The following is a 13502-nucleotide window of genomic DNA, read 5'->3' as shown; positions in this document are numbered from 1 at the left end:
GACTATCTCCGTAAATAGCTTGAAAACCTGCCAAAGAGGCAACCAGACGAGAAACGGGGGGGGGATTAAATGTCGAAAGGAAGCAATTACTTCAGTATCATTTACCAGAGAATTTGTTTGATTCTGTTTAGCTGAAGGTCAATTAAATCAGAGATTGCCGTATCTCTATATAAATGAACAATATCAATGCATTAACGCGGTAAGGCTGTATGTTGTCCACAAAATGCAAATTCTGAAATGATTTTGCTTGCCCGGGCAGCCATTGAGATATCTAGAGGTAGTACGCCAAGCAATAAATCTACATAGAGATAATCCTTTGTATATAATAGGTTTAATACCAAAGCCGATTGGTTCTGATCCCAGCTCCATTACGCACTTCAGTCATTAAGCGAGGAATTTAGATGGCAAGCAATAGCAACGGGCTCACCAATGACTGGACCCAACTATTAGGTACAACCGCCAGTGAATTTGTCACTGCACTAACCACAGGCAGCGACGGCTCGATCTATATCGCTGGTTATACAAGTGGCAACCTTGATGGACAGACAAATAGTGGTAGCAATGATGCCTTTTTAACGAAATATAATGCGGATGGCGCCAAGGATTGGACCCAGCTATTAGGTACAAATTTATATGACAGTGCCTATGCTCTAACCACAGGCAGCGACGGCTCGATCTATATCGCTGGTAAAACAAATGGAGATCTTGAAAACCTTGATGGAAACCTAAATAGCGGTGGAGCTGATGCCTATTTAACGAAATACAATACGGATGGCACAAGGGACTGGACCAAGCTGATAGGTTCAGGACCACATCAAGTGGCCTTCGCTCTAACCACAGGCAGCGACGGCTCTATCTATATAGCTGGAAACACAAGTGGCGGGCTAGACGGGAAACAGAATATTGGCAGTTATGATGGCTTTTTATCTAAATATAAGACGGATGGCTCCAAGGATTGGACCCAGCTATTAGGTACAACTGGTACTGACACTGGCAATGCGCTAACCACAGGCAGCGATGGATCAATCTATATCGCTGGCACTACATTAGGCGACCTTGATGGGAATATAAATAGTGGTAGCTCTGATGGTTATTTAGCTAAATATGATGCGGATGGCACGAAGAATTGGACCCAGCTAATAGGTACAAGTGAATGGGATGGTGCCTTGGCGCTAACACCAGGTAACGATGGCTCAATCTATATCACTGGCTACACAGATGGTGACCTTGATGGGAAGCAGAATAATGGTAATAAAGATGTCTATTTAAGTAAATATAATTCTGATGGTACGAAAAGTTCGACCCAGCTCTTCGGTTCAGCCTCTAGTGACTATGCCACAGCTATCACGACAGCTAACGATGGATCGATCTATATCGCTGGTTATACATATGGAAACCTTGATGGACAGACAAATAGTGGCAACACTGATGCCTTTATAACTAGATATAACGCTAATGGCACGAGGGATTCCACACAGTTATTAGGTTCAGGTCCAACTGGATATGAAGAAGCTCATGCGATAACAGTAGGCAAAGACGGGTCGATCTATATCGCTGGTTGGACAACTGGCAATCTTGATGGAAAAACGAATAGTGGCGGAAGAGATATATTCCTATCTAGATTTATGAACAAAAAATTAGAACTGAGCTACGAACTGAGGAAAGCAAAGCGAAAAGATGGGAGCAACTCAACGGAAACTGACGGCATAGCGCTTGAGACAGATGTAGATACAACAATTAGAGAAGATCCTTTAAAAAGTACGGCCATCAAGGGTATTGGCGCTACAGACAATGATGCCTATATTTTAGACATTTTAGCGAAAAATGTAGCCCAAGGTTATACACTTGAGTCTACTGATATCACTTTAAAATTCAACACAGATCTTTTCGGCTCAATTGATAAAGATCAAATCCAATTATCCTCTCTATTTCCTGTCGCCAATGCGATTCATATTGATAATGATAAAGGCGAAATACGCATCGTTGGAGCTGGTTTAAATCATCTCACCGGTGCAGGCGCTGGCATAGCATCAGGTGAAAACAAGGTTTTCGCTTCAATTGCTCTAAATTTTGACGAGACTGCGTTAGCCAAATACACAACAGGAAGTGCCACTGCTGGCAAATTGCTCACCTATGACGGGGCTGAATCCGGTGTGGATGCATTTGATGGAACATTAGAATTTGATCTTTCTGTTAATCGAGATTCCACTGTCTTCTCAAAAGCGGTTACAGAAACTAGGTCTGATGGTACGACATGGGAAAAGAATGCAGAAATCAAAACCCTACGAGACTTAGGCGGTAGCGTCAAAGCAATCAAGGACTCGATAGCCCTCTATGAAGGCCAAGTTGACTTGAGTCAAACTGGTGACTTGACTTTCGCCTCCAATCGAACCATTGGCGTTGCATCAGGAGGAATTAAGACCAACTTGATACGAGCTGGTTCAACTGTTTACAGCGATGTCACTTGGAAAAATACTGGCAATGTAGCAGCTACAGATATCACAATCAAAAATCTTGCCACTGATCCTACTGCTGTTGGCAAGGTGATTTCGTCGAAATCTGGATTCTTAAAAACAGCTACCACCACATCAACAGACTACAGTAAAAATGGAATCCTTGATCAAACAGCACTCGATCAGATTGATGCCACTAATAATAAACTTAAAGGTGGCAGCTTTGTTACTACATCGGCAGAAGAAGTTAATGGGCTGAAAATAGGAGACTACGATCCAAATAAACAAGAAGAAAAGACAGTCAGGATTGCTGTAGAAATTGGAGACGATCAAGCAGGCAAAGTGTTTAATGCCGGTAAAAATCTATACAGAATGGAAGTCATTAGGAAAGACCAACATGGTAAGGATCAAACGGATGAATACGATGTTGGTACTAACGTTGGATCAAAAAACCTGATTACATTCCAGGGTGATCTCAACTTTGACGGCACTGTAGGAATGAAAGACCTTGCATTCCTCAATGCAGGAGCAGCGCGTCAGACCCTTAAAGATGTAACCTCTGGGATGAAAGATAATTTGGGCAATGATATAGGCACTCAGACCAAGCAAGCAGAAGCTAACACTTATGCCAGTGACGTTGATGCTGATTTCAATGGAGTCATCGATATCGCTGATCTCAAGATATTAGATAAAGATTGGGGCAAAACCCTTCATACAGGCGAGGAGGCTTTTCATGGAATTTCGAATGGAACAACTGTAGGGGACAATCAAATATCCTGGGCTGATCTAAATGGTCAAACTGGTATTAATGAGTCCTGGGATAATACATCCTTTGAGAAGCAGAATACCCTTGAAGCCAAAGCCTCATCTGGTGGATATGATGCTCCTCTAGAACATGTGCAAAATGCCAATACTTCCAATTCAAATATAGATTCTGATAATGCACCTCGGAACGAAGTGGTAACAGGAGGGACAGGTAACCCTAATCCTTCAGTATCACCCCCCGCTGTTGGTAGCTACACAGAGGACATTACAGGCATCGGCCTGAATGATGACATCATGGGTGGGTCTAGTACCTAAACACGCATAAAGACTGGATAAAGATATCATTAAATATATATAATCGACAATCTGAAAGGGAGCACCTCTAAAATTACCCAATGCTAACCTGAATTACAGCAATACGAGTTCATATTAATGTACAATTTGTACGATTCTGATAAGCGTTGGTGGAATCGATCCTGGAGTGAAAAGGATAGAAGTGACGAGATTGTGGCAGTGGTCTCGTACATAGGAAAGACATGGATCAGTACTTAGGTTCAAAAGCAAGAGCCACGAAATAGCTAAGGCGAGGAGAGCTGACCGCCGGGCCAGATTGGGGAGGGGGCTTTTCTACGTACCCACTCAGAGTACCCACCCAAAAATTTGCGTCAGTGACCCACTGGGATCTGCCCCTATCTATTCGGGCTCATAACCCGAAGGTCGGGAGTTCAAATCTCCCCCCCGCCACCAAATAAGACCCCTGTTCAGCAGGGGTTTTTTAATGTCTGCGACGGGGATCTGGGGAATCTAAAGAGAATAATTTCGTGACTTACAAACAGCCACAACTGCCCTTAAAAACCCTAGTAAGCACAATCTACGTACCCGGTACCGGGTACGTAAAAAAGGCATTTTATGGAATCCTGAGCACAGCTAAGAGCACTGACAGGAGATCCTGATGCCAAACGGGAACGTCAAGAGAGAGTCCGTTTGGGACAGATGCTCAATTGCGCATGGAAGAGGGCTCGAACTAATGGAAGGATTCCTCAGATCGTTAAGAACTGCAAGAGTATTTACCTAGAAAAAGTAATTTATAAGCCAAAAATATTTAACTCTACTTAGACAAGAAACCTCAAAGACTTTCGTTTACCTCATCGTCGAGCTGTTTTTTTAAGAGCTTCTACCCAAAAGACAAAAGCCACTGAACAATCTCAAAACAAGACTGAGTAGAATTGCCCAGAGCCCTTGCCAGCAAGTGCTTTCTAGATCTCAAGAGATTGGATCAAACAACAACCTGAAGGTAAAATAAACTTATAGGCCTTAGATACGGCTTAACCAAGCCCAAACTCCTTCCCCTAGCTGAGGAGGTCATCATGGTCGCCTCCAATCCAAATCAAAACGACCTGAACCTAGACGGGCAAAAAGCTGTTGACGGTGTCACTAAAGCTTGGACCCAGTTACTGGGTACACCTTCATCTGACTATCCCAAAGCACTAACAACAGGCAGCGACGGCTCGATCTATATCGCTGGTTCTACACATGGGAACCTTGATGGAGAGATCAATAGTGGAGGAGGGGATGCCTTCTTAACTAAATATGATTCTGATGGCACGAAGGATTGGACCCAGCTTTTGGGTACAACTTTAGGTGACTATGGCTATGCGTTGACAACAGGCAGCGACGGCTCGATCTATATCGCTGGTTCTACAACAGGCGACCTTGATGGAGAGACGAATAATGGAAGCATTGATGCATTTTTAACTAAATATGATTCTGATGGCACGAAGGACTGGACCCAGCTATTTGGTACAACTTCATATGACTATGCCACTGCGCTAACAACAGGCAGCGACGGCTCCATCTATATCTCTGGTTATACACATGGGAACCTTGATGGAGAGATCAATAGTGGAGGAGGCGATGCCTTCTTAACCAAATATGATCCTGATGGCACGAAGGATTGGACCCAGCTATTAGGTACAACTTCATATGACGATGCAAGAGCGCTAACAACAGGCAGCGACGGTTCCATCTATATCGCTGGCATCACAGGAGGTGATCTTGAGGGAGAGGTGAATATTGGAACAACAGGCACGCGAGATGGTGGCCTTGATGCCTTTTTAACGAAATATAATCCTGATGGCACGAAGGATTGGACGCAGCTATTAGGTTCATTACATCATGGTGATTGGCCAACTTCAGGTGACTATGCCTATGCGTTGACAACAGGCAGCGACGGCTCGATCTATATCGCTGGTGATACAAGTGGCGACCTTGATGAAGAGACGAATAATGGAAGCGTTGATGCCTTTTTAACTAAATATGATTCTGATGGCACGAAGGACTGGACCAATCTATTAGGAACAAGTTCAAGTGATTGGGCCACTGCGCTAACAACAGGCAGAGACGGCTCGATCTATATCGCTGGTTCTACAAGAGGCGATCTTGATGGAGAGGCGAATAGTGGTAGCTCTGATGCCTTTTTAACTAAATATGATCCTGATGGCACGAAGGATTGGACCCAGCTATTCGGCACAACTTCAGGTGACAATGCCTATGCGTTGACAACAGGCAGCGACGGCTCGATCTATATCGCTGGTAATACCAATGGCGACCTTGATGGAGAGACAAATAGTGGCAACGCTGATGCCTTCCTAACTAAGTTTGTTAACCAAAGCAAATTAGAAGTTAGCTATGAACTGAGGAAAGCAAAGCGAAAAGATGGGAGCAGCTCAACAGAAACTGACGGCATAGCGCTTGAGACAGATGTCGATACAACAATTAGAGAAGATCCTTTAAAAAGTACGGCCATCAAGGGTATTGGCGCTACAGATAATGATGCCTATATTTTAGACATCCTAGCTAAGAATGTAGCCCAAGGTTATACACTTGAGTCTACTGATATCACTTTAAAATTCAACACAGATCTTTTCGGCTCAATTGATAAAGATCAAATTCAATTATCCTCTCTATTCCCTGTCGCTAATGCGATACATATTGATAATGACAAAGGCGAAATACGCATCGTTGGAGCTGGTTTAAATCATATTAGTGGTGCAGGCGCTGGCATAGCATCAGGTGAAAACAAGGTATTCGCTTCAATTGCTCTAAATTTTGACGAGACTGCTTTAGCCAAATACACAACAGGAAGTGCCACTGCTGGCAAATTGCTCACCTATGACGGGACTGCATCCGGTGTGGATGCATTTGATGGAACATTAGAATTTGATCTTTCTGTTAATCGAGATTCCACTGTATTTTCCAAGAGCATTACAGAGACCAGCGGCCTTGAAAATGCAGAAATCAGTACCTTGCGAGACTTAAACGGTAGCGTCAAAGCAATCAAGGACTCGATAGCCCTCTATGAAGGCCAAGTTGACTTGAGTCAAACTGGTGACTTGACTTTCGCCTCCAATCGAACCATTGGCGTTGCATCAGGAGGAATTAAGACCAACTTGATACGAGCTGGTTCAACTATTTACAGCGATGTCACTTGGAAAAATACTGGCAATGTAGCAGCTACAGATATCACAATCAAAAATCTTGCTACTGATGCTACTGCTGTTGGCAAGGTGATTACATCGAAATCTGGATTCTTAAAAATAGATGCAACCACAGATGCAAACTACAGTAAAAATGGAATTCTTGATCAAACAGCACTCGATCAGATTGATGCCACTAATAATAAACTTAAAGGTGGCAGCTTTGTTACTACACAGGCAGAAGAAGTTAATGGGCTGAAAATAGGAGACTACGATCCAAATAAACAAGAAGAAAAGACAGTCAGGATTGCTGTAGAAATTGGAGACGATCAAGCAGGCAAAGTGTTTAATGCCGGTAAAAATCTATACAGGATGGAAGTCACTAGAAAAGACCAACATGGTAAGAATCAAACGGATGAATACGATGTTGGTACTAACGTTGGATCAAAAAACCTGATTACATTCCAGGGTGATCTCAACTTTGACGGCACTGTAGGAATGAAAGACCTTGCATTCCTCAATGCAGGAGCAGCGCGTCAGACCCTTAAAGATGTAACCTCTGGGATGAAAGATAATTTGGGCAATGATATAGGCACTCAGACCAAGCAAGCAGAAGCTAACACTTATGTCAGTGATGTCGATGCTGATTTCAATGGAGTCATCGATATCGCTGATCTCAAGATATTAGATAAAGATTGGGGCAGAACCCTTCATACAGGAGATAATGCTTTTCATGGAATCGCGACTACAGGGTCAACCGTGGGGGACAATGTAATGTCATGGACCGTGGGGGACAATCAAATGTCATGGACTGAGCTGAATGCACAAAATGGTATTAATGAGTCCTGGGATAATACATCCTTTGAGAAGCAGAATACCCTCGAAGCCAAAGCCTCATCTGGTGGATATGATGCTCCTCTAGAACATGTGCAAAATACGAATACTTCCAATTCAAATATAGATTCTGATAATGCAGCTCGGGACGAAGTCGTTACAGGAGGAACAAATAACCCTAATCCGTCAGTATCCGGCGGCGGCGGAAATTACACAGAGGACATTACAGGCACCGGCCTGAATGATGACATCATGGGTGGGTCAAGTACCTAAACACGCATAAAAACTGAATAAAGATATCATTGAATATATATAATCGACAATCTCAAAGGGAGCACCTCTAAAATTACCCAATGCTAACCTGAATTACAGCAATGCGAGTTTACATTAATGTACAATTTGTACGTTTCTGATAATCAATACTAGAGTCGACTGTGGAGTGAAAAGGATGGAAGTGACGAGATTGTGGCAGTGGTCTCTTACATAGGAAAGACATGGATCAGTACTTAGGTTCAAAACCAAGAGCCAAGAAATAGCTAAGGCGAGGAGAGCTGACCCCCGGGGCAGATTGGCGAGGGGCCTTTCTACTGAGCCGGTTAAAAGAGCCGGTCATTTTTTTGCGTCAGTGACCCACTGGGTTTTGCCCCTGTCTATTCGGGCTCATAACCCGAAGGTCGGGAGTTCAAATCTCCCCCCCGCCACCAAATAAGACCCCTGTCCAGCAGGGGTTTTTTAATGTCTACGACTGGGATCTGGGGAATCTAAAGAGAATAGTTTCGCGCTTTATAAGGAGTCATAGTTGCCCTTAAAAACCCTAGTAAGCACAATTAGGTGAGCCACCGGTGGCTCAGTAAAAAAGGCATTTTCGTGGCATGCTGAGCGCACAGAAGAACACGCATAGGAGATTTTGATGCCCAGCGGGAACGTCAAGAGAGAGTCCGTTTGAGACAGATGCTCAACTGCGCATGGAAAGCCGGACGATCTAAGGGAAGGATTCCTCAGATCGTTAAGTACAGCAAGAGTATTTGCCTAGAACAGAAGAACATTCTAAACCCACATTATTTACCTCAAATTACAAAAGAAAAGCTCAATGATTTGCTTTTAGCTCATCAACGAGCAGTGCTTTAGGGGTTTATTCCTAAAAGGCAAAAGCCACTCATGAATCTCAAAACAAGACTGAGTGGATTTGCTCAGAGCCCTTGCCAGCAAAAGCTTTCAAGATCACAAGAGATTGGTTAAAGCAGAAGCCTTAAGCTAAAATGAAAGCATAGATCTCTCCTGCGGCTGATCTAAGCCCATACTCCTTCCACTGGTTGAGGAGGTCTTGATGGTCACCTCCAATCCCAATCAAAACGACCTGAACCTAGACGGTCAAAAAACTGCTGGCGATCCCACTAAAGCTTGGACAGAGCTATTAAGTACAAATACAGATGAGGGTGCCGATGCACTAACAACAGGCAGCGACGGCTCGATCTATATCGCTGGTACTACATTAGGCAACCTTGATGGACAGGCGAATAGTGGTGGCAGTGATGCCTTTCTAACCAAATATAATGTGGATGGCACCAAGGATTGGACCCAGCTATTAGGTACAAATGCAGGTGACGGTGCCAGTGCAGTAACAACAGGAAGCGACGGCTCGATCTATATCGCTGGTATTACGCAAGGCGACCTTGATGGTGAAACGAATAATGGACTGAGTGATGCCTTTTTAACTAAATATGATCCTGATGGCACGAAGGATTGGACCCAGCTATTAGGTACAACTTCATGGGACGCTGCCCATGCGCTAACAACAGGCAGCGACGGCTCGATCTATATCGCTGGTATTACGCAAGGCGACCTTGATGGTGAAACGAATAATGGACGGGATGATGCCTTTCTAACCAAATATAATGCGGATGGCACCAAGGATTGGACCCAGATATTGGGTTCAACTTCAACTGACTATGGCAATGCTCTAACAACAGGCAGCGACGGCTCGATCTATATCGCTGGTTTTACAACAGGCAACCTTGATGGAGAGACGAATAGTGGTTCAAGGGATGCCTATTTAACTAAATATGACCCTGATGGCACCAAGGACTGGACCCAGCTATTAGGTACAACTTCAGTTGACGGTGCCGGTGCCAATGCACTAACAACAGGAAGCGACGGCTCGATCTATATGGCCGGTTATACCCGAGGAGAGCTTGATGGCAAAACGAATAGTGGTAGCGATGATGCCTTTTTAACGAAATATAATGCTGATGGCACCAAGAATTGGACCCAGCTATTAGGTTCAACTTCAGGTGACTATGGCAATGCTCTAACAACAGGCAGCGACGGCTCGATCTATATCGCTGGTCGTACAGCAGGCGACCTTGATGGAGAGACAAATAGTGGTATAGCTGATGCCTTTTTAACTAAATATGACCCTGATGGCACGAAGGAATGGACCCAGCTATTAGGTTCGACTTCAGGTGACTCGGCCAATGCCTTAACACCAGGCAGCGACGGTTCGATCTATATCGCTGGAACCGCATATGATGACCTTGATGGACAGTGGAATAGTGGTGGCCAGGATGCATTCCTGACAAAGTTTATTGACCACAGCATCAGCATTAACAATGAATCAAACGAGCCCAATATCATCAAGCTAGGTGATGGCGATGTATACCTTAGAGGCGATAGTCTATATACAATTGTCAATGGTGAGCAGTGGGAAGATGCAGAAGTCAATTCAGTAAAATTAGGAGGAAACCTAGTAACAATTAATGATGAAAGTGAAAATCAATGGTTGCACAAAGCCTTTGAAATAGAACCTAAAGTTGATAGCCAGGCCAATCCACTGACCGAACCAACATGGCTTTATACTGGATTTAATGATGTTGCTGTAGAAGGTGATTGGAAATGGTCAAGTGGTGAATCTGTTACATACACAAATTGGTGGGGGTCTGACTGGAATGCACCAGTAGAGGGCTGGCTATCAAATCCTGAGGAAAACTATATGCACCTGGGATTTATTTCACCTGACAAATGGAACGACACTTCTAATAACGGGACTGTTCAAAATAGAGGTGGAATTGCCGAAATCCCAGTCATCCGGAATGGAGATTCTGCTTATGTAGTTGTTGAAGGCCCTACCTGGGAAGAGGCAGAAGCTAATGCTCAAAAATTAGGAGGGAATTTAGTAACTATAAATAACTCTCAAGAGCAACAGTGGCTAAATGACAATTTTGCCGCAGTTAATCCTGGTCAGACTGGTGGTGCATACCATAGGCGTTACTACATAGGCTTGACGGATAGAAAGACAGAAGGTACTTATGAATGGACAAGCGGTGAGCCATTAACCTATACAAATTGGTTCAGTCCTGGAGAGCCAAATGGAGACACATATAACACTGAAGATGACTATACAGAATTTATGCCTGTTGATTGGGAAGGGTCACAACACGGAGCCTGGAATGATTTATCCAACAATATGCTGGAAACTGTTGGAAATTGGAATGCCAAAACCGGCATTGCAGAAATTAAAATACCGCAAGATAAAATTGAAATCAGCTATGAACTTAGGAAAGCAAAGCGAAAAGATGGGAGCAGCTCAACGGAAACTGACGGCATAGCGCTTGAGACAGATGTAGATACAACAATTAGAGAAGATCCTTTAAAAAGTACGGCCATCAAGGGTATTGGCGCTACAGATAATGATGCCTATATATTAGACATTTTAGCGAAAAATGTAGCCCAAGGTTATACACTTGAATCCACTGATATCACTTTAAAATTCAACACAGATCTTTTCGGCTCAATTGATAAAGATCAAATCCAATTATCCTCTCTATTTCCTGTCGCCAATGCGATACATATTGATAACACTAAAGGCGAAATACGTATCGCTGGTGCTGGTTTAAATCATCTCACCGATGCAGGCGCTGGCATAGCATCAGGTGAAAACAAGGTATTCGCTTCAATTGCTCTAAATTTTGACGAGACAGCTTTAGCCAAATACACAACAGGAAGTGCCACTGCTGGCAAATTGCTCACCTATGACGGGACTGCATCCGATGTGGATGCATTTGATGGAACATTAGAATTTGATCTTTCTGTTAATCGAGATTCCACTGTATTTTCCAAGAGCATTACAGAGACCAGCGGCCTTGAAAATGCAGAAATCAGTACCTTGCGAGACTTAAACGGTAGCGTCAAAGCAATCAAGGACTCGATAGCCCTCTATGAAGGCCAAGTTGACTTGAGTCAAACTGGTGACTTGACTTTCGCCTCCAATCGAACCATTGGCGTTGCATCAGGAGGAATTAAGACCAACTTGATACGAGCTGGTTCAACTGTTTACAGCGATGTCACTTGGAAAAATACTGGCAATGTAGCAGCTACAGATATCACAATCAAAAATCTTGCCACTGAGGATAGTGCTGTTGGCAAGGTGATTTCGTCGAAATCTGGATTCTTAAAAACAGCTACCACCACATCAACAGACTACAGTAAAAATGGAATCCTTGATCAAACAGCACTCGATCAGATTGATGCCACTAATAATAAACTTAAAGGTGGCAGCTTTGTTACTACATCGGCAGAAGAAGTTAATGGGCTGAAAATAGGAGACTACGATCCAAATAAACAAGAAGAAAAGACAGTCAGGATTGCTGTAGAAATTGGCGACGATCAAGCAGGGAAAGTGTTTAATGCCGGTAAAAATTTATACAGAATGGAAGTCATTAGGAAAGACCAACATGGTAAGGATCAAACGGATGAATACGATGTTGGTACTAACGTTGGATCAAAAAACCTGATTACATTCCAGGGTGATCTCAACTTTGACGGCACTGTAGGAATGAAAGACCTTGCATTCCTCAATGCAGGAGCAGCGCGTCAGACCCTTAAAGATGTAACCTCTGGGATGAAAGATAATTTGGGCAATGATATAGGCACTCAGACCAAGCAAGCAGAAGCTAACACTTATGCCAGTGATGTCGATGCTGATTTCAATGGAGTCATCGATATCGCTGATCTCAAGATATTAGATAAAGATTGGGGCAAAACCCTTCATACAGGCGAGGAGGCTTTTCATGGAATTTCGAATGGAACAACTGTAGGGGACAATCAAATATCCTGGGCTGATCTAAATGGTCAAACTGGTATTAATGAGTCCTGGGATAATACATCCTTTGAGAAGCAGAATACCCTCGAAGCCAAAGCCTCATCTGGTGGATATGATGCTCCTCTAGAACATGTGCAAAATACGAATACTTCCAATTCAAATATAGATTCTGATAATGCAGCTCGGGACGAAGTGGTTACAGGAGGAACAAATAACCCTAATCCGTCAGTATCCGGCGGGGGAGGAAATTACACAGAGGACATTACAGGCACCGGCCTGAATGATGACATCATGGGTGGGTCAAGTACCTAAACACGCATAAAAACTGGATAAAGATATCATTGAATATATATAATCGACAATCTCAAAGGGAGCACCTCTAAAATTACCCAATGCTAACCTGAATTACAGCAATGCGAGTTTACATTAATGTACAATTTGTACGATTCTGATAAGCGTTGGTGGAATCGATCCTGGAGTGAAAAGGATGAAAGTGACCAGATTGTGGCAGTGGTCTCTTACATAGGAAAGACATGGATCGGTAATTAGATTCAAAAACAAGAGCAACCAAATAGCTAACGAGAGGAGAGCTGACCGCCGTGGATGATGGGGAGGGGGGCTTTCTGCTGAGTCAGTTAGAAAAGTCAGTGAAAAATTTGCGTCAGTGACAAACTGGGTTCTGAGGGAATCTATTCGCCCTCATAACCCGAAGGTCGGGAGTTTAAATCCATCCCCAGAGATCAATCCACTGAGAAGAAATACTTCGCAGGGGGTGTGCATTTCAATCAGCATGGCTAGCGTTTTTCATCTAGCCAGGAGAATTAGAACTGATGCTAACTAGAACTAACATCATCAATGAATGCGTAAGGAAGCACA

At 43.5% G+C, this 13502-nt stretch carries 3 protein-coding genes and 1 pseudogene; all 4 read left to right on the top strand.

The genetic code is table 11. The features are described from left to right. Positions 1 to 401: 401 nt before the first annotated feature. A complete protein-coding gene (locus SIB66_RS09470; protein ID WP_413681268.1) occupies positions 402 to 3533 on the top strand; it encodes an SBBP repeat-containing protein in 3132 nt (1043 codons plus the stop codon). A gap of 1052 nt (positions 3534 to 4585) precedes the next feature. Beyond that, on the top strand, positions 4586 to 7801 hold the full coding sequence (locus SIB66_RS09465; RefSeq protein WP_413681267.1) for an SBBP repeat-containing protein: 3216 nt from the start codon (positions 4586 to 4588) through the stop codon (positions 7799 to 7801). A 1054-nt stretch (positions 7802 to 8855) separates the two neighbouring features. After that, positions 8856 to 9047: pseudogene (locus SIB66_RS09460) on the top strand (hypothetical protein); the annotation flags it as partial. A gap of 36 nt (positions 9048 to 9083) precedes the next feature. After that, entirely contained in the window at positions 9084 to 12938 is a 3855-nt protein-coding gene (locus SIB66_RS09455; RefSeq protein ID WP_413681462.1) for a lectin-like protein, read from the top strand. Positions 12939 to 13502 lie beyond the last annotated feature (564 nt).

The organism is Prochlorococcus sp. MIT 1318, from assembly GCF_047304505.1.
Lineage (GTDB): Bacteria > Cyanobacteriota > Cyanobacteriia > PCC-6307 > Cyanobiaceae > Prochlorococcus > Prochlorococcus marinus_D.
The sequence above is the reverse complement of the archived record's forward strand: the minus strand, read 5'-3'. Positions and strand labels throughout refer to the sequence as shown.

Excerpts from the sequence above, each read along its gene's own strand:
- SIB66_RS09470 (WP_413681268.1), top strand. The coding sequence starts at position 402 with ATGGCAAGCAATAGCAACGGGCTCACCAATGACTGGACCCAACTATTA.
- SIB66_RS09465 (WP_413681267.1), top strand. The coding sequence starts at position 4,586 with ATGGTCGCCTCCAATCCAAATCAAAACGACCTGAACCTAGACGGGCAA.